At 68.8% G+C, this 18,030-nt stretch carries 13 protein-coding genes; 6 read left to right on the forward strand and 7 right to left on the reverse strand.

Annotated features, from left to right (window positions below; all coding sequences use genetic code 11):
* From smc to ACK5F2_RS17185, 3 genes are all read left to right on the forward strand, one after another.
* Nucleotides 1-2,545, forward strand: a 2,545-nt coding sequence (smc, locus tag ACK5F2_RS17175; RefSeq protein ID WP_409866862.1) for a chromosome segregation protein SMC, incomplete at its 5' end; no start/stop codon positions are given.
* Between the two features lie 43 nt (nt 2,546-2,588).
* Nucleotides 2,589-3,683: a cell division protein FtsZ gene (locus tag ACK5F2_RS17180; RefSeq protein WP_409866864.1), complete on the forward strand. Its 1,095-nt coding sequence runs from the start codon at nt 2,589-2,591 to the stop codon at nt 3,681-3,683.
* Nucleotides 3,684-3,742: 59 nt separating this feature from the next.
* Nucleotides 3,743-5,053, forward strand: coding sequence for a hemolysin family protein (locus tag ACK5F2_RS17185; RefSeq protein ID WP_409866867.1), 1,311 nt, complete (start codon nt 3,743-3,745; stop codon nt 5,051-5,053).
* An 8-nt stretch (nt 5,054-5,061) separates the two neighbouring features.
* On the opposite strand, the gene ACK5F2_RS17190 is transcribed toward ACK5F2_RS17185, so the two are convergent.
* A complete protein-coding gene (locus tag ACK5F2_RS17190) occupies nt 5,062-7,032 on the reverse strand; it encodes a putative bifunctional diguanylate cyclase/phosphodiesterase (RefSeq protein WP_409866870.1) in 1,971 nt (656 codons plus the stop codon).
* A gap of 204 nt (nt 7,033-7,236) precedes the next feature.
* On the opposite strand from ACK5F2_RS17190, the gene ligA reads away from it, so the two are divergent.
* Nucleotides 7,237-9,291, forward strand: a complete 2,055-nt coding sequence (gene ligA / locus ACK5F2_RS17195; protein WP_409866871.1) for an NAD-dependent DNA ligase LigA — start codon at nt 7,237-7,239, stop codon at nt 9,289-9,291.
* Between the two features lie 12 nt (nt 9,292-9,303).
* On the opposite strand, the gene ACK5F2_RS17200 is transcribed toward ligA, so the two are convergent.
* The 6 genes from ACK5F2_RS17200 to ACK5F2_RS17225 all read right to left on the reverse strand — a co-directional run bounded on the left by ACK5F2_RS17200 (nt 9,304) and on the right by ACK5F2_RS17225 (nt 15,136).
* Complete coding sequence (locus ACK5F2_RS17200) at nt 9,304-10,197, reverse strand: DMT family transporter (RefSeq protein WP_409866945.1); 894 nt, start codon at nt 10,195-10,197, stop codon at nt 9,304-9,306.
* Complete coding sequence (locus tag ACK5F2_RS17205; protein WP_409866874.1) at nt 10,197-10,709, reverse strand: methylated-DNA--[protein]-cysteine S-methyltransferase; 513 nt, start codon at nt 10,707-10,709, stop codon at nt 10,197-10,199. Before ACK5F2_RS17205 ends, ACK5F2_RS17200 begins: the two co-directional genes overlap by 1 nt.
* Nucleotides 10,709-12,217 carry a DNA-3-methyladenine glycosylase 2 family protein gene (locus ACK5F2_RS17210; RefSeq protein ID WP_409866876.1) on the reverse strand — a complete coding sequence of 503 codons (1,509 nt, stop codon included), beginning with the start codon at nt 12,215-12,217 and terminating at the stop codon, nt 10,709-10,711. Before ACK5F2_RS17210 ends, ACK5F2_RS17205 begins: the two co-directional genes overlap by 1 nt.
* Nucleotides 12,218-12,289: 72 nt before the next feature.
* Nucleotides 12,290-13,051, reverse strand: a complete 762-nt coding sequence (locus ACK5F2_RS17215) for a substrate-binding periplasmic protein (RefSeq protein ID WP_409866878.1) — start codon at nt 13,049-13,051, stop codon at nt 12,290-12,292.
* A gap of 106 nt (nt 13,052-13,157) precedes the next feature.
* The gene (locus ACK5F2_RS17220; RefSeq protein WP_409866881.1) at nt 13,158-13,943 is read right to left on the reverse strand and encodes a LytR/AlgR family response regulator transcription factor; all 786 of its coding nucleotides are present in this window, start codon (nt 13,941-13,943) and stop codon (nt 13,158-13,160) included.
* Nucleotides 13,944-13,984: 41 nt separating this feature from the next.
* A complete protein-coding gene (locus ACK5F2_RS17225; protein ID WP_409866883.1) occupies nt 13,985-15,136 on the reverse strand; it encodes a sensor histidine kinase in 1,152 nt (383 codons plus the stop codon).
* 206 nt (nt 15,137-15,342) lie between these two features.
* On the opposite strand from ACK5F2_RS17225, the gene ACK5F2_RS17230 reads away from it, so the two are divergent.
* Both ACK5F2_RS17230 and ACK5F2_RS17235 read left to right on the forward strand, forming a co-directional pair.
* Entirely contained in the window at nt 15,343-16,734 is a 1,392-nt protein-coding gene (locus ACK5F2_RS17230; protein ID WP_409866886.1) for a phosphomannomutase/phosphoglucomutase, read from the forward strand.
* Complete coding sequence (locus ACK5F2_RS17235) at nt 16,731-18,026, forward strand: 3-deoxy-D-manno-octulosonic acid transferase (protein WP_409866888.1); 1,296 nt, start codon at nt 16,731-16,733, stop codon at nt 18,024-18,026. Before ACK5F2_RS17230 ends, ACK5F2_RS17235 begins: the two co-directional genes overlap by 4 nt.
* The last annotated feature ends 4 nt before the right edge of the window (nt 18,027-18,030 follow it).

Consider the following 18,030-nt stretch of genomic DNA (forward strand, 5'->3'; position numbering starts at 1 on the left):
GGCCCAGAACACCCAGTGGCAGGAGCGTTCGGTCCAAGCCCAGGACGAGCTGGAGACCATTGCCGAGCAGATCGCCGCGGCCGAGGAGCAAAGTGAGATCCTGGCCGCCCAGGCCGAGGAGCAGGCCGCCAATCTGCCCAATAGCGAGGACGCGGTGCGTGCCGCCCAGGGCCGCGCCAACGAGCAGCGCGGCGCCGTGGTCCAGGTTCAGCAGCAGATCCAGGTGCTGGCCGCCGAGAGCCGCAATATCGAGGAACAGAACCGGGCCCTGCGCACCCGCCGTGAGCGCCTGGCCGCCGAGCGCCAGGGCCTGGCCGCGCCCGATCAGGACAAGCTGGCCGAGCTGAAGCGACAGAGCGAGGCCGCCGACGAGGCCCGCGATCTGGCCGAGGCCCGCCTGCACGAGCTGCAGGAGCAGCTGCCCCAGCTGGAAGACCAGCGCCGTGCGGTGCAGCAGGATGCCAATGCCCAGCTGGCGCGGCAGTCCGAGCTGGTGGCCCGCCTGGAGGCCTTGCGCGCCCTGCAGGAGAAGGTGCAGACCGAGGGCAAGCTCAAGCCCTGGCTGGCCAAGCATGGGCTGGACGGCCTGCCCGGCCTGTGGACCCGTCTGCACATCGCCCAGGGCTGGGAGAACGCGCTGGAAGCGGCGCTGCGCGAGCGCATGGGCGCGCTGCAGGTCGGCCGGCTGGAGACGGTGCGGGCCTTTGCGGCCGATGCGCCGCCGGCTCGCCTTGCCTTCTACTCGCCGCCCCAGGCCGCCATCGCCAACACCCACGAGACCCTGCCGCGCCTCTCCGAGCTGCTGCGTCTGGATGACGCCGGGCTCAAGGCCTTGCTCAACGACTGGCTGGAAGGCGTGTACACCGCCGCTTCCATGGACGAGGCCCTGGCCGGCCGCGCCAAGCTCAGCCATGGCGAGCTGATCATGACCCGCGAGGGCCATGCGGTGAGCCAGTTCGCGGTCAGCTTCTACGCGCCCGACTCCGAGCAGGCCGGCATGCTGGCGCGGGCCCAGGAGATCGAGCAGCTGCAGCTGGAAAGCCGCGCCCAGACCCTGATCGCGGAAGAAGCCAAGAGCCAGCTGGTGCGCACCGAGGCCGCGTTCAGCGAGGCCTCCCAGCGTCTGGTGGGCCTGCGCCGCGAGGCCAGCGAAACCCAGACCCGCGCCCACCAGCTGCAGGTGGAGCTGCTGCGCCTCTCGCAACAGGCCGAGGCCGCCAGCAGCCGGCGCAGCCAGCTGGAGGAAGAGCTGGCCGAGATCGACGGCCAGATGGAAGAACTGCAGGAGCGCCGCGTCACCGGCGAGGCCCGCTTCGAGGAGCTGGACCTGCAGCTGGCCACCACGCAGGAGCGCCACGCCGAGCTGGAAGAGGCCGTGATCCAGGCCGAGCGCCGCCTGGCCGAGGCGCGCGCGCCGCTGCGCGGCCTGGAGCGCCGCGCCCAGGAGGCGCAGTTCAGCGCCCGCGCCCTGGCCTCGCGCCGCGGCGAGCTGCAGCGTTCCATCGAGACGGCCCTGGCCCAGGTCAAGACCAACGAGGCCTCGGCCGAGGGCTTGCAGCGCGAGCTGGACACGCTCAACGACGCGGCCGCCCAAGCCGGCCTGCAGGAGGCCCTGGCCCTCAAGCTGGAGCGCGAGAAGGAGCTGGCCGCCGTGCGCAGCGGCTATGACGATCTGAACCTGCGCCTGCGCAAGGCCGAGGAGCAGCGTCTGGAGTTCGAGCGCAGCCTGGACCCCTTGCGCGAGCGCATCACCAAGCTGCAGCTCGAAGAGCAGGCGGCCCAGCTGGGCGGCGCCCAGTTCATGGAGCAGCTGGTCGCAGCGAGTGTGGACCTGGAGGCCCTGGCCCGCAGCATTGAAGAGGGCGGCGTCAAGCTCTACGGCCTGCAGGGCGAGATCGACCGCATCAACCGCGAGATCGCAGCCCTGGGTGCGGTGAACCTCGCGGCGCTGGACGAGCTGACGGCGGCGCGCGAGCGCAAGACCTTCCTGGACTCGCAGAACGCCGACCTGGCGGCTGCCATGAAGACCCTGGAGGACGCGATCCACAAGATCGATCTGGAGACGCGCGATCTGCTCTCCAGCACCTTCAACCAGGTCAACGAGCATTTCGGCCGCATGTTCCCGCAGCTCTTCGGCGGCGGGCAGGCCAAGCTGACCATGGTGGGCGAGGAGATCCTGGACGCGGGCGTGCAGGTCATGGCCCAGCCGCCGGGCAAGAAGAACAGCACCATCCACCTGCTCTCGGGTGGCGAGAAGGCGCTGACCGCCATCGCCCTGGTGTTTGCCATCTTCATGCTGAACCCCGCGCCCTTCTGTCTGCTGGACGAGGTGGACGCGCCGCTGGATGACGCCAACACCGAGCGCTACGCCAAGCTGGTGGCCGAGATGAGCGAGAAGGGCACGCAGTTCCTCTTCATCTCGCACAACAAGATCGCCATGGAGATGGCCAAGCAGCTCATCGGCGTGACCATGCAGGAGCAGGGCGTGTCGCGCATCGTGGCGGTGGATATGGAATCGGCGCTGAGCATGGCGGAGGCCGCGTGAGCGCGCGCCGGCGGGCGATCAAGAGCATGAGGGAGTTGCTTCAATGAGTTTGACCGAGCTGTTGGCCATTCTGGGCGGCGTGGTGCTGGCCGGGGTGGTGGCTCATGGGGCCTGGGTGGCCCGCAAGGCCGGACCGCGGCGTGCCAGCCCGCAGATCGAGCCGTCCCTGCACGCGGGCGCCCCGTCGGCCGCCGAGCGGCAGGAGCCGGATATGGCGCAAGCCCAGGCCGCTGTGGCCGAGCCCTTCGCTGCCCCGGGCGGCGCGCCGGAGCTGGCGGCGGGCGAGCCCGGCGCGGGCCGGCCCGTGCGCAAACCCTCCACCCGCATCGATGCCCTGATCGACGCGATCGCCAGCATCACGTTGGAGGGGCCGGTCAGCGGCGAGATGGCCCTGGCCCATCTGCCCGGCAGCCGCCGCGCGGGCACCAAGCCCTTTCATATCGAGGGCTTGAACGTTCTCAACGGCGAATGGGAGCTGCCCCTGCCCGGCCAGCGTTACAGCGAGTTCCAGGCCGGCCTGCAAATGGCCAATCGCAGCGGCGCGCTCAACGAGATCGAGTACAGCGAGTTCGTGCAGAAGCTGCAAGCCTTTGTGGATGCCATCGGCGGCTTTGTGCAGTTCCCGGACATGCTGGACGTGGTGGCCCGCGCCCGCGAGCTGGATCAGTTTGCCGGCGAGCATGATGCCCAGCTGGCCGTGCGTCTGCGCTGCCGCGAGGCCGCCTGGACCCTGGGCTATGTGCAGCAAGTGGCCTTGCGCCATGGCTTTGTGCCCGGCGCCGTGCCCGGTCGCCTGGTGCTGCCCGCCGCCGAGGAGGGCCTGCCGCCGGTGCTGACCCTGGGCTTCGAGGCCCAGGCGGCCCTGGCCGAAGACCCGCAGGCCTCGGCCCTGCGCGAGCTGACCCTGAGTCTGGATGTGCCCCAGACGCCCGAGTCCGCCGAGCCCTTTGCCGCCTGGCAGGAGGCCGCGCGCGCCCTGGCGCGCGACTTCGAGGCCGAGCTCTGCGACGACAGGGGCTACCCGCTCAATCTGCACGCCTTCCCGGCCATCGACGAGGGCCTGCGCGGTCTCTATCGCGCCCTGGCCGAGCGGGATCTGGCAGCGGGTTCGCTGGCCGCGCGGCGCCTGTTCAGCTGATCGGCGCCTTTCGGGGCGCCGCAGGGGCGCGGGTACACTGAGGTCTGATCCACGACCCAGTGCTGCCCTTGACTACAAGCCTCCTGCTGATTGCCCTCCTGATTGCCTGCAGCGCCTTCTTCTCGATGGCGGAGCTTTCGCTGGCGGCCTCGCGGCGCCTCAAGCTCCAGCAACTGCTCGACGATGGAGATGCACGGGCGGCGCGGGTGATCGCGGTACAGGAGCAGCCGGGGCACTATTTCACCGTAGTCCAGATCGGTGTGAACACCGTGGCCATCTTGGGCGGTATCGTGGGTGAGGGCGCATTCACGCCCCACTTCGCCGGGCTGCTGGCCTATGTGCTGCCCGAGGAGCAGGCCCAGAATCTGGGTTTTGCCCTGTCCTTCATGTGCATCACGGCACTCTTCATCGTGATGGCCGATCTGGTGCCCAAGCGCCTATCGATGAATGAGCCCGAGCGCGTGGCCCTGGCCCTGATCGGGCCTATGCAGGGCCTGGTGTCCCTGCTCAAGCCCCTGTCCTGGGGCTTCAACGCCATCAGCGATCTGCTGCTGCGCCTGATGGGTCAGCCCGCGGCGCGCGACAACAGCATCACCCACCACGATATCCTGGCCATGACCGAGGCCGGCAATCTGGCCGGCGTGGTGGCCGATGCCGAGCAGCAGGTGATCGAGAACGTGTTCGAACTGGACACGCGCACGGTTGAGAGTGCGATGACCACGCGCGAGCGCATCGTCTTCCTGAATCTGGATGAGGACGATGCCCTGATCCGCACCCGCATCGCGGAGTCGCCGCACAGCACCTATCTGGTCTGTGACGGCGAAATCGACCGCGTGGTGGGCTATGTGGACTCCACCGATCTCTTCCAGCGCGTGCTGCGCGACGAGGCCATCAATCTGCGCACCTGTGCCGATCTGGTGAAGAAGGTGCTGATCGTGCCGGACCGCCTGACCCTGGCCGAGGTGCTGGTTCAGTTCCGCGAGAAGCTCGAAGACTTTGCCGTCATCGTCAACGAGTACAGCCTGGTGGTGGGTGTGATCACGCTCAACGACGTGATGAGCACCGTGATGGGCTCGCTCGTTGCCAGCCATGACGAGGAGCAGATCGTGCGCCGGGAGGACGGCAGCTTCCTGGCCGATGGGGTGACCCCCATCCCCGATGTGCAGCGTGCGCTGGAGATCGAGGCCTGGCCGCATGCGGGCCAGTACGACACCCTGGCCGGCTTCCTGATGGTGATGTTGCGCCGCATTCCGCGCCGCACCGACCAGGTGCAATGGGAGGGCTGGCGCTTTGAGGTGGTGGATGTGGACAGCCACCGGGTGGATCAGGTGATGATCACCCGCGTGCAGCCCGGCAGCAGCCCGGGCTGAGTCCCGCTTCAGCGCCCCAACTCCTGCGGCGCGGTCTCGCCAAACAGAGAGGCGCGGAACTCGGGCGCCGTGCCGCCTTGTTCGCCGCGAGCCCACATCAGCAAAGCCTCTGAGGACATGGGGCGCGCATAGAGATAGCCCTGCAACTCGTCGCAGCCCAGCTTGACCAGCCATTTCTGCTGGCTCTCGCGTTCAACGCCCTCCGCCACCACGCGCAGATTCAGGGCGTGGGCCAGGCGCAGGATGGCGTCCACCATGGTCAGGGCGCTGGAGTTGGTGTCAATCTCGGCGACGAAGCTGCGGTCGATCTTGAGCTCCTTGGCGGGCAGCTGGCGCAGATAGGCCAGGCTGGAGTAGCCGGTGCCGAAATCGTCGATGGAGAGGTGCACCCCCAGCTCACCCAGGGCCCGGAAGGTTTCCTGGGTGGCATGGGTGTCCTCCATGGCCACCGACTCGGTGATCTCACAGGTGAGCAGGGAGGGCTGGATGCGGTTTTCCTGCAAGGCCGTGCTGATGCGTTCCACGATATCGGCCTGACGCATCTGCTGGGCCGAGAGGTTGATGGCCAGGCGCATGCGCAAGCCCTGCTCGCGCCAGGACCGGGCCTGCACGCAGGCGGCCTTGATCACCCAGTTGCCCAGATCCCGCATCAGCCCGAAGCGCTCGGCGATGGGGATGAAGACCGCGGGCGAGACCACCCCCCGACTGGGGTGGTTCCAGCGCAGCAGGGCCTCGGCCGCCGTGATCTGGCCGCTGCGCGCATCGATCTTGGGTTGGAAATACAGCTGCAGCGCATCGCGTTCAATGGCTTGGCGCAGCTCGGCCAGCAGCTCGACCTGGGCCCGTGAGTCGCCGTCCATGCTGCGGTCGTAGAAGCTGAAGCTGGAACCACCCAGGCGCTTGGCTTGCTGGGCGGCGAGCTCTGCACAGGCCAGCAGGCGGCTGGCAGCCCCATGTTCCGGATAGAAGGCAATACCCGCCGAGCAGGACAGGGAGATGGCCCGCCCCCCCGAGGCAAAGGGCTGGGACAGCAGTTGCAGCAGGCGCCGAGCCCGTGCGCCCACCTGCTCCATATCGCCGGCCTGAGGCATCAGCAGGGCAAATTCATCGGCGCTCACACGCCCGACGAACTCGTCCTTGGCGCATTCACGACGCAGGCGCTCGGCGGTCTCTCGCAGCAGGGTGTCGCCCAGCTCATGGCCGAAGGCCGTGTTCACGGAGCGAAAACCGTCGAGATTGAAGACCAGTCCGGCCATGGGAATACCGCTGCGGTCGGCTTGCAAGGCCTGCATTGCCAGCTGCTGCTCGACGCCATGGCGGCTGGCCAGCTCGGTCAGCGGGTCCAGCAGTTGCTGGCGGCGCAAATTGTCCGCCGCCGTGCGGGCGGCCATGCCATGCCGCAGGGCCAGCTTCAGCACCAGAGCCAGGGCCAGGGGTACGGTAAGCAGCAGCCACAGCAGGTCGGCCTGGAGCCACGGTGCGGCTGCCGGTGCGTTCAGTGGGGCCAGAGCAGGCGGCCCGATCAGCCAGGCGGGCAGACTCAGGGCCGCCAAGGCCGGCCATGACAGCTTGCTCAGAGCCGGATAGCGCTGGCGCTGGCGCAGCAACAGCAGCCCCAGGCTCTGCAGAGAAGCCAGCAGCAGGGGCCAGAGCCAGTCCTTGGGACTGCGGGGCCAGGCTTGGGTATCAGCCAGCAGACGCGGCAGCAGGGCTGCGATGCACAGGGTCAGGCAGCTGATCAAGGCCAGGGCCAGTTGCACAGCTTGGCCCGATTTCACCGATGTGTTCGCGCGCGCCATGGACACCGCGGCCAGGGTGGCCAGTGCGGCCAGGGCAGCCAAGCCCAGCACCTTCCATCCCTGGCCCTGCTGCGGCAGGGGAAGACCCTGCCACAAAGGCCACCACAGGGCCAAGCTCAGCAGCAGGGTGCCCGCCGCGGTGCCCAGCCGGCTTTCATTGGGAAGTCTGTCAAGGGCCAAGGCACCCAGCCAAGCCAGCCAGAGGCTGAGCGCGAGGCAGATGAGCTGCGGGGCGAGGGGGCTGGCATCTGGCATGAGTGCGGGCGCCGACGGGAAGTTGGCTGCAGTCTAGCCCCAGAAACGGCCTGAGCTCCGCTGTGTTTTTGCCCTTGGCAGGGGACAGCGTGATATTTGCCTGCTGCAGCTGCGCCACAATTCCGCCCCATGACGATCACCGATTCCGGGGCGGCCCGCGCACGCGCCGCGGCACTGCGCGAGCTGCTCAACCACCACGCCCATCTCTACTACGTGCTGGACGCGCCCAGCCTGCCGGACGCCGAGTACGACAAGCTCTTCCAGGAACTGCAGGCCCTGGAGGCCGCGCATCCCGAGCTGCTCACGGCGGACTCCCCCACCCAGCGCGTGATCGGCCGGGTGCTGGACGGCTTCACGCCGGTGCGCCATGCGGTGCCGATGCTCTCCATCCGCACCGAGACCGACACCAGCCCGGCCGGGGCCGAAGCTTTCGACGCTCGGGTTCGGCGCGAGCTGGGCCTGGGGGCCGAGGCGCCCGCGGTGGAGTACGCCGCCGAGCTCAAGTTCGACGGCCTGGCCATCAATCTGCGCTATGAGCAGGGCGTGCTGGTGCAGGCCGCCACCCGCGGCGACGGGGAAACCGGCGAGGATGTCACGCAGAACATACGCACCGTCAAGCAGATCCCGCTGCGTCTGCGCGGCGAGGCGGCAGACGCCGCCGTGATCGAGGTGCGCGGCGAGGTCTATATGCGCCGCGACGACTTCGAGGCCCTCAACGAGCGCCAGCGCGCCAGGGGCGAAAAGACCTTTGTGAACCCGCGCAACACCGCCGCGGGCGCGGTGCGCCAGCTGGACCCGGCCGCCGCCGCGGGCAAGCCGCTGAGCTTCTTTGCCTATGGCCTGGGCGATGTGCAGGGCTGGGACATCCCGCCCACCCACGCCGGTCTGCTGGACGCGCTGCAGGCCTTCGGCCTGCCGGTCTGCGAGCATCGCAGTGTGAGCGCGGGGGCCGCCGGCCTGGTGGCCTTCCACCAGGCCATGGGTGCGCTGCGCGACTCGCTGCCCTTTGACATCGACGGCATCGTCTACAAGGTCAACAGCCGTGCCCTGCAGCAGCAGCTGGGCTTTGTGACCCGCGAGCCGCGCTGGGCGGTGGCGCACAAATACCCCGCCCAGGAGCAGGTGACGCGGCTCAACGCCATCGAGATCCAGGTGGGTCGCACCGGCAAACTCACCCCGGTGGCCAAGCTGGAGCCGGTCTTTGTGGGCGGCACCACGGTCAGCAATGCCACCCTGCACAATGTCTTCGAGCTGCGCCGCAAGGGCGTGCGTGTTGGCGACCAGGTGATCGTGCGCCGTGCTGGCGATGTGATCCCCGAGGTGGTTGGCAAGGTGGACGCGGCCCGCGAGCGCTACATCCCCAATTTCCACATGCCCCGTGCCTGCCCGGTCTGCGGCAGCGCGGTGCTGCGCGAGAAGGGCGGCATCGACCACCGCTGCAGCGGCGGGCTGTTCTGTGCCGCACAGCGAAAGCAGGCCCTGCTGCACTTTGCCGGCCGCCGCGCCATGGACATCGAGGGCCTGGGCGACAAGCTGGTGGACCAGCTGGTGGACAGCGGCATCGTGCTCAGCCTGCCGGGACTCTACAAGCTCGGCGTGGCCAAGCTGGCGGCCCTGGAGCGCATGGCGGAGAAGAGCGCGCAGAACCTGGTGGATGCGCTGGAGGCCAGCAAGAAGCCGCCGTTGGGGCGCTTTCTGTTCGCGCTGGGCATACGCCATGTGGGCGAGACCACGGCCAAGGACCTGGCGCGGCATTTCGGCAGCCTGGAGGCCCTGATGCGCGCCAGCGTGGAGCAGCTGCTGGAGGTGCCGGATGTAGGCCCCATTGTCGCGGCCAGCGTGCACGCCTTCTTTGCCCAGCCCCATAACCGCGAGGTGGTGGAGCAGCTGCTGGCCGCGGGCGTGCAGCCCCAGGAAAGCCAGGGCCAGGCCGACGAGCGCCCGCGCCCCCTGCTGGGCAAAACCCTGGTGCTCACCGGCACCCTGCCCACGCTCTCGCGCGATGCGGCCAAGGAGCTGATCGAGAATGCGGGCGGCAAGGTCAGCGGCTCGGTCTCCAAGAAGACCCACTATGTGGTGGCGGGCGAGGAAGCCGGCTCCAAGCTGGACAAGGCCCGCGAGCTGGGCATCACCGTGCTGGACGAGGCCGGGCTGCAGGCCTTGCTGAGCGAGGGTGCTGACTGAGGCTGGGTGGGCTCAAGAACCGCTCATTGCGGCCGCTTGAGCTCGCAGCTTCAGCAGCCCCAGCGCCAGCGCCGTGCCCAGCAGCACGATGGCGCAACCGAAGGCCATGCGCAGCGTGAAGGCTTCGGCCAGGAACAGCCAGCCCCAGACCACGGCAAAGCCGGGGATCAAAAAGGTCACAGCAATGGTGTTGCTGGGGCCGATGCGGCTCATCAGCCGGAAGTAGAGGATGTAGGCCACGCCGGTGCACAGCAGGGCCAGGCCGGCCGCGGCGGCCCAGGCGCCTGGGCTGGGCAGTGCTTCGGGGCGCAGCCACAGGGCCGGGCCGGCCAGCAGCAGGGCGGCGCTGAACTGGCTGCCCGTGGCCACGGCCAGGGGGCTGCATGAGCTCAGCTGCCGTTTGGTGTAGTTGGCCGCAATGCCGTAGCACAAGGTGGCCAGCAGGCAAGCCAGCACCGCCCAGCCGCTGCCGCCCGGTTTGAAGCTGGCTTGCTCCCAGGCCAGGAAGACCACGCCGGCAAAGCCCAGTGCCAATCCCACGATGCGGCTGCCGCTCAGACCCTGGCCCAGCCAGATCCAGGCCACGATGGCGCCCCACAAGGGCGTGGTGGCATTGAGGATGCTGGACAAGCCGGCGCTGATGGACAGGGCCGCATAGCTGTAGAGGGCAAAGGGCAGGGCGCTGTTGAGCAGACCCACCACCAGCAGCGCTCGCCAGTACTGCCTGAGCTCGCCCAGGCCCTGTCGCATTGCCAGCAGGGGCAGCAGCAGCAAGCTGGCGCCAGCCACCCGCAGCGCAGCCAGCGGTATGGCGCCAAACTCATGCGCACCCAGGCGCATGAACAGAAAGGACGCCCCCCAGATGGCGGCCAGCAGCAGCAGCTCGCCCAGATCCAGACGTTTGATCATGCGGCGATCCGCTCCTCTTGGAAGAACGCGCCCTCCAGGCGCAGCAGCGCTTGCTTTCGCGCCAGTCCACCGGCGTAGCCTGTGAGCCTGCCCTGGCTGCCCAGCACGCGATGGCAGGGGATCAGAATGCTGATGGGGTTGCGGCCCACCGCAGCGCCCAGGGCACGTGCTGCCAGGGGGCGCCCCAGTTGCCGTGCCAGTTCGCCGTAGCGGCGGCAGTGGCCGGGCGGAATGTCCAGCAGGCTCAACCAGACCGTGCGCTGGAAGTCCGTGCCCTGCGGGTCCAGGGGAATGCCGTCCAGGGCCAGGCCTTGCCCCGCGAAATAGGCATCCAGCCTTGCCTGCAGGGTCGAACGCCAGGGGTGCGCGGGCTTGTGTCGAGCCGCCAAGGCGCCTGGGTGGTGGCGCTGGGCGTCAAACCACAGGCCGCGCAGCCCGCTCTCGCCCACCAGGGCAGTCAAGGGGCCCAGGGGCGTGTCCAGGCGAAATTGATGCAACTCGGGGTTCATCACTGGTCCTTATTCTTGACGGGGCGTGGCGCCATGGCGGCCTGACGCCAGAGCTGGAGCACCGCATAGCTGCGATAGGGCTGCCAGTCTTGAGGCACAGTCCCGGCGGGCCGCTCGGCCAGCTGCTTGCGCAGCACCACATCGCCGGGGGGAAAGATGTCCGGCCAGCTCCAGCCGCGCATCAGCATGTAGTTGGCGGTCCAGGGGCCGATGCCGGGCAAGGCCTGCAGCTCGGACAGCGCCTGCTGCAGCTCGGCCATGCCGGCCATGCCCTCGGGGCCTTGCGCATAGCGCAGTTGCGGCCAAGCCCTGGCCAATGCGATCAGGGCCTCGGCGCGCTGCCGGATGATGCCCAGCTCGGCGATGTTCGAGGGCTCCAGGCTGGCGATCTGCTCGGGCTGCGGGAAGAGCCGGTCCACTCCCTCGCCCATCTGCTGCGGCGCCAGCGCCTGGCCGAAGCGCTGTACAAAGCGTGCGCCCAGGGTGCGGGCGCCGGCCACCGTGATCTGCTGGCCCAGCACCGCGCGCACGGCCAGTTCGAAGCGGTCGGTACAGCCGGGCAGACGCAGGCCCGGGCAGTCGTGCGCCAAGGCCCCCAGGCCCTGGTCAATGGCCTGGGGCTGGGCGTCCAGGTCCAGCCAGCGCCGCACCAGCGGGATGAGCGAGGCACAGGCAGGCCACAGGGCGGCATCGGGTGTGAGCAGCAGCTGGGCGCGGGCCGGGTCAAAGCGCAGGGTAATGCGCCCGGCATACGGGCGGCCGGCATGGGTCAGCCGCAGGCTGCGGCTGATGCGGTGCTGGTCGAGGTCCACGGTTTCCACGCCAGGAATGGCGCGCGCTGCCAGAAACTGCAGCATCGCCTCCATGGCATAGGGCGGGCGGAAAGCCAGGCGCAGACTGGCCCGTGTTTCACCGCCGCCTTGCAGCATGCCGCGCCGCATCGCCGAGGGCTGCAGCCGGTAATGCCTCACAAAGGCATCGTTGAAGCGGCGCAGGCTGCCAAAGCCCGCGGCCGCGGCAATCTCGGTGATGGCTTGATCGCTGTCGGCCAGCAATTGCTTGGCCAGCAGCAGGCGGCGTGTCTGCAGGTATTGCAGGGGCGCCACGCCATGATGGGCAAGAAAGATGCGTCGCAGATGCCGGTCGCTGATGCCCAGGCGGGCGGCCAGCGACTGGACGGACTCACAGCGCCCCTGATCGAGCAGCAAAGCCGCCTGCACGGCCAGGCTACGGGACGCATCCATCACACTCCAGCGCAAGGCCGGGGCGGGCGCGGTCTCGGGACGGCACTTCAGGCAGGGGCGGAACTGTGCCGCTTCGGCCTGGGCCGCGTTGGCAAAGAAGCGGCAGTTGTCCCGACGGGGCGTGCGAACCCGACAGACCGGCCGGCAGTAGATGCCCGTGGAGGTGACACCGACAAACCACAGGCCATCAAAGCGGGCATCGCGCGCCTGCAGCGCCGGGTAGCAATGCTCGGGGTCCAGGGCAGGGGAGTCGCTCGCGTCCATGAGGGCTTCATCATAGGCGCGACCCGTGGGGCCGACTGGCCGGATCCGGACATCTCGTCCGGCCGGTCGTGTTCAGGGGCGCAGGTACTGCTGCTGCAACTTGGCCACGCTGCCCTCGGCCTGCAGCTGCTGATAGGCCTGTATCCAGCGCTGGGCCTCGGCCTCCGAGAGCGCCGGGGAAGCGCCCATATAGAGCGTGGCCTCGCCCAAGCTGGCGTGGACCTGGAATCGCTGGCGCTGGTAGCCGTACTCGTCGATGGCGGCATTGAGCATCGGAGCGCCGGCATAGATCGCGCTGATGGCATCCATGTGCAGCAGACGCAGCAAGTCCTTGTAGTCCCGCGCTTCAATCACCTCGGTAAATCCCTCGGCGCGCAGATTGTTGATGATGGGTGAGCCGCGGAGCACGCCCACGCGCTGCGTGCGCAGCTGCTCCAGGGTTTGTGCAGGGCGTCCGCTCAGGCCCACCAGGCTGTAGCGAACCGTCATCAGGGGCACCAGCCAGCGAAACTGTGTCTCGCGGTCCGGCGTACGAGCCAGGGGAAAGATGCCGTAGTGCTGCCCCTCTCGCGTCATTTTCACGGCCCGCGCCCAGGGGTAGTAGCTCACATCGGCGGGCCGGCCGAGCTTCTCGGCCATGCGGATGGCGAGCTCGTGGGCATAGCCCTGGGGGCCTTTGGGGCCGACCCAGGCAAAGGGCGGCAGATCCCCGGCCACCCACGCCAGTGGACGCACGGGCGCGGGCGACGGGTCGCGGGCTTCGGCGGCGCCCGTGATCGGACTCAATCCCAAGATCACCAGGGCCAGGCGCTGTGGAAGACGGAATCGATTCATGCCAAGGTCAGGCCAGGACCGACCGGATCTGAAGCCGGTTGCGGGCCGCCAACTCCCCTATCGCCCGCAGTGTAGCGTCAGGCCTGATCTGGCCGCCAAGCCCCAGCTACATGGACTTGAACAGGTGCACATAGGCCCGACTGACCGGCAGTTCGCGCTCTTGGCCACGCATGCGCAGGAAAAGACGGCTGTTTGAATCGCGCCGGGTGCTGGCCAGATGGGCCATATTGATCAGGGTAGAGCGATGCACCTGGACGAACTGGCCCGGGTCCAGCTGGGGCAGCAAGTCGACGATGGGCGTGCGTATCAGGTACTCGGCCTCGGCCGTCTGCACCACCGTGTACTTGTCGTCCGCGTGGAAGAAGAGCACCTGCTGCACATCGATCTGGTGGGTGATATCGCCCTGGTTGGCCCGCAGCCAGCGCAGGCGGGGTGCGGCGCCGGTGCCGGAACCTGCGGCCGTGCCCTGGCTCAGGGCTTGCAGCGCCTGCAGGGCCTGGGCCAGCTGGGCGTCGCTGCCGCTCGTCTGGGCCTGTTCCAGGCTGGCGCGCAGCCGCTCCACGCAAAGGGCCAGTCGCTCCGGCTTGAGCGGCTTGAGCAGATAGTCCAGGGCCGCCGTCTCGAAGGCCTGGACGGCGTACTCGTCATAGGCCGTGACGAAAACGACCCGGGTGTCGCCCTCGATGCCTTGCGCCACTTCCAGCCCGGTAAGTCCGGGCATCTGGATGTCCAGAAAGGCCAAGTCGGGCTGAAGCTCCTCGATCTGCGCCGCCGCCTCCTCGCCGTTGCGGGCCACGGCCACGATCTGGAGCTCGGGCCACAGCATGGCGAGCTGATTCTTGAGGTACTGGGCCAGATGGGGCTCGTCGTCGGCAATCAGGGCGCGGGGCATGGTCTCTTCGTTGTGGGATGTGAAGTGGCTTGGCGGCGATCTCAGGCCCGGTACAGCGGCAGATTCAGGCGGGCTATCGTGCCGCCCTGCGGGCGTGGTTCCAGGCTGAGACGGGCGGCCTGCCCGTAACGGGACTGCAGTCGCGCCCGGATGTTATCCAGGGCGATGCCATTGCTGCCCCGACGTGGTCGGCGGGCGGCCGTTTCCAGACCCAGGCCATCATCCTCCACGCAAATATCCAGGCGCCCGTCCTGCTGCTGCGCATGGATGCGCAGGCAGCCGCCCTCGGCCTTGGGCTCCAGACCATGGTGAATGGCGTTCTCCAGCAGGGGCTGCAGCAGCAGGGGAGGCAAGGGGGTGCCGCGCAACGTGGGATCCACCTCGATCTCGAAGCGAAGCCGCTGGTCCATGCGGGTCTGCATCAGCTGCAGATAGGCCTGGGCCAGGTCCAGCTCCTCGCCCAGCTTGCCGTCCTCCCGGCGCAGCTGGCCCAGGCTGCTGCGCAGATAGTCGGTGAAGGACTCCAGCATCTGCTTGGCGCGCAGCGGCTCTTCGTCCATCAGGCAGTGCACATGGGCCAGGGTGTTGAAGAGGAAGTGCGGCTCGATCTGGGCCTGCAGAGCCTTGAACTGGGCCTCGGTGGCGCGCAGGGCCTCGGCCTGGCGGCGCTCCCGCCACCAGAAGATCAGGCTGGCGAGGGTGGTAGCCACCAGGGAGGTGAGCAGGAATTCCTGCAAGACGGCGGGCTTGTTGAGCAGCCGGGTCCAGAGGTCGATCTGCAACACCGTGCCCAGCAAGCTCAGGCCGATGAAAAAGCCCAGCACCACCAGGACAAGGTTCAGCCCTCCATGCAGCAGCGCCGCGCGCCAGCCGAGATCGGCATTGATGCGATCGAGCGTGGATTCCGGCAGCATGCGCTCCAGCGCGCGATAACCCGCAAAGATCACGAGCGAGACGCAGCCAGAGATCACCAGGTTCTCAAACAGGGCCCAAGCCCAGGCGCGAGGCTGGCTCAGCTGATCCCGGCTGGCCAGACCGGCCACACTCAGGCTCAGACCCACCAGCAGTGCAATACCCAGGGGCACGCAGAGCTGGGCCCACAGGGGCACATCGCGGCGCTTGTAGAGCTTCCAGCTCAGGTTCCAGGCCTGGCGCAAGTGCTGGAGGACGGCGGTGGGCGCGGTGGTGTTCATGGGGGCGCAGTGTAGGCAGACCCTGTTTGGGGTCCATGTGGAGCGCGACGAATGGACGACCCGTGCGACGAATGGCGAGCGGCCGGGATGGGGGCTGTGCATGGTCCCCGTGAATGGGGGCCGCGGCTGTATTGAAGCCGCGTCAGGACTGTCTTGCCAGCTGCCTACAATCCGCGCGGAAATTCATCTTCGCAGCAAGGAAACTCATGCAAGTCCACGCCTCCATCTTCAAGGCCTATGACATCCGCGGTGTTGTGGGTCAGACCCTGGACGAGACCCTGGCCGAGCACCTGGGCCGGGCCTTCGGCACCGAAGCCAAGCTGGCCGGCGAGAAGGCCGTGGCCGTGGGCCGCGACGGCCGCCTCTCGGGCCCGGGCCTGGTGGCCGCACTGGTTCGTGGCATCCAGTCCACCGGTCTGGACGTGGTGGACATCGGCGCCGTGACCACGCCCATGCTGTACTACGTGGCCGCCACCCGCGGCAAGCACGGCTGCAACTCCGGCATCCAGGTGACCGGCAGCCACAATCCCAAGGACTACAACGGCTTCAAGATGGTGCTCAAGGGCGCCGCCGTCTATGGCGAGCAGATCCAGGGCCTGCGTCGCCGCATCGAGGCCGAGGACTACGCGACGGGCCAAGGCCGCGTGGGCCAGATGGATGTGCTGGCCGAGTACAGCCACCGCATCGTCAAGGACTGCAAGCTCAAGCGCCCGCTCAAGATCGTGGTGGACTCGGGCAACGGCATCCCCGGCGCCTCCTCGCCCGCCATCCTGCGCGCCCTGGGCTGCGAGGTGATCGACATCTATTCCAAGGTGGACGGTGACTTCCCCAACCACCATCCGGACCCCAGCCGCCCCGAGAATCTGGAAGACCTCAAGAGCATCGTGCACGCCACCGATGCCGATCTGGGCCTGGCCTTCGACGGCGACGGCGACCGCCTGGGCGTGGTGACCAAGGACGGCGAGATGATCATGCCGGACCGCCAGATCATGCTCTTCGCGGCCGACATCCTCAGCCGCAAGCCCGGCGCCGAGATCATCTTCGACGTCAAGTGCACCCAGCGCCTGGCCCCCTGGATCCGCGAGCATGGTGGCAAGCCCCTGATGTGGATGACCGGCCATTCCCTGGCCAAGGCCAAGCTCAAGGAAACCGGCGCCCCCCTGGCCGGCGAGCTCTCGGGCCATATCTTTTTTGCCGAGCGCTGGTACGGTTTTGACGACGCCATGTACACCGCTGCCCGCCTGCTGGAGATCCTCTCGCGCTCGGCCGACCCCAGCGCCGTGCTCCAGGCCCTGCCCACCAGCTTCAACACGCCCGAGATCAATGTGCCCTGCGCCGAGGGCGAGCACCACGAGGTGGTCAAGCAGCTCAAGGAGATCGCCGAGTTCCCCGGCGCGGCCGAGATCGTCACCATCGACGGCCTGCGTGTGGAATACGCTGACGGCTTTGGCCTGATCCGCCCCTCCAACACCACGCCGGTGCTGGTGCTGCGCTTCGAGGGTCATACGCAAGAGGCGCTGGAGCGCATCCAGCATGACATGCTGGCCCAGCTCAAGCGCGTGAAGCCCGACGCCACCTTCGCCGCCTCCGCCCATTGAAGCAGACCCTGGCCCGCGGGCTCTATGGCTGGGCCCTGCGCCTGGCCACGCCGCTCTACCTGCTCAAGCTCTGGCGGCGGGGCGCGGCCGAGCCCCTGTACCGGGCGCACTGGGGCGAGCGCCTGGGCCTGTACCGCGGGCCCGCAGCCGAGCCGGGACGGCTGTGGCTGCATGCGGTTTCGCTGGGGGAGACCCGAGCGGCGGCGCCGCTGATCGCGGCCCTGCGTGCCCAGCGGCCGGGCCTGCGCCTGCTGCTCACCCATGGCACGGCCACCGGACGCGAGGCCGGCCAGGCCCTGCTGCAGCCGGGCGATACCCAGGCCTGGCTGCCCTATGACACCCCCGGCGCCACGCGGCGCTTTCTGCGCCACTGGCGCCCCGCCGCGGGTGTGCTGATGGAAACCGAGATCTGGCCCAGCCTGCAGCACAGCGCCCGCCGCGCCGGCTTGGCCCTGGTACTGGCCAATGCACGCCTGTCCGAGAAAAGCCTGCGCCAGGGCCAGCGCCTGGCGGCCCTGATGCGGCCGGCGGCCGGCGCCCTGAGCCTGGCCCTGACCCAGACCGAGGCCGATGGCCAGCGCCTGGCCCTGGCCGGCGTGCCGCGCTGGGAGCGGGCCGGCAATCTCAAATACGATCTGCGGCCCGATGAAGCCTTGCTCGCGCGCGGCCGGGCCTGGCGCGCCGCCCTGAGACGGCCGGTGCTGCTGGGCGCGGTGACGCGCGAGGGCGAGGAGATTGCCCTGCTGCGCGCCTTCCAGCGCCGCTATGCCGAGCGTTCAGCCGCCGAGCGTCCGCTGCTGCTGATCGTGCCGCGCCATCCCCAGCGCTTCGACGAGGTGGCGGCGCTGGTGGCGTCACAAGGCCTGAACCTGGCGCGCCGCAGCGCCTGGGGCGAGACGCCACCGCCCGAGGCGGCCCAGGCCGAGGTCTGGCTGGGCGACAGCCTGCGCGAGATGTCGCTCTACTATGGCCTGGCCGATCTGGCCCTGCTGGGCGGCAGCTTTGCGCCCCTGGGCGGCCAGAACCTGATCGAGGCGGCGGCCTGCGGCTGCCCCTTGCTGATGGGGCCGCACACCTTCAATTTCGCCGAGGCGGCCGAGCTGGCCCTGCAGGCCGGTGCCGCGCGCCGCGTGGCCGATCTGGACGAGGCCCTGACCCAGGCGCAGGCCCTGCTGGGCGAGGCCGCGGCACAGCGCGCCGACATGGCCCGGGCCGCCCAGCAGTTTGCCGCGACCCACCGCGGCGCGGCCGAGCGCATGGCCGCGCGAATCCTGGATCTGATGCCGGTCTAAGCCG

Source organism: Roseateles sp. (assembly GCF_046300915.1).
Taxonomy (GTDB): domain Bacteria; phylum Pseudomonadota; class Gammaproteobacteria; order Burkholderiales; family Burkholderiaceae_C; genus Kinneretia.

Excerpts from the sequence above, each read along its gene's own strand:
- ACK5F2_RS17180 (WP_409866864.1), top strand. The coding sequence starts at position 2,589 with ATGAGTTTGACCGAGCTGTTGGCCATTCTGGGCGGCGTGGTGCTGGCC.
- ligA (WP_409866871.1), top strand. The coding sequence starts at position 7,237 with ATGACGATCACCGATTCCGGGGCGGCCCGCGCACGCGCCGCGGCACTG.
- ACK5F2_RS17205 (WP_409866874.1), bottom strand. The coding sequence starts at position 10,709 with ATGAACCCCGAGTTGCATCAATTTCGCCTGGACACGCCCCTGGGCCCC.
- ACK5F2_RS17210 (WP_409866876.1), bottom strand. The coding sequence starts at position 12,217 with ATGGACGCGAGCGACTCCCCTGCCCTGGACCCCGAGCATTGCTACCCG.
- ACK5F2_RS17215 (WP_409866878.1), bottom strand. The coding sequence starts at position 13,051 with ATGAATCGATTCCGTCTTCCACAGCGCCTGGCCCTGGTGATCTTGGGA.
- ACK5F2_RS17220 (WP_409866881.1), bottom strand. The coding sequence starts at position 13,943 with ATGCCCCGCGCCCTGATTGCCGACGACGAGCCCCATCTGGCCCAGTAC.
- ACK5F2_RS17225 (WP_409866883.1), bottom strand. The coding sequence starts at position 15,136 with ATGAACACCACCGCGCCCACCGCCGTCCTCCAGCACTTGCGCCAGGCC.
- ACK5F2_RS17230 (WP_409866886.1), top strand. The coding sequence starts at position 15,343 with ATGCAAGTCCACGCCTCCATCTTCAAGGCCTATGACATCCGCGGTGTT.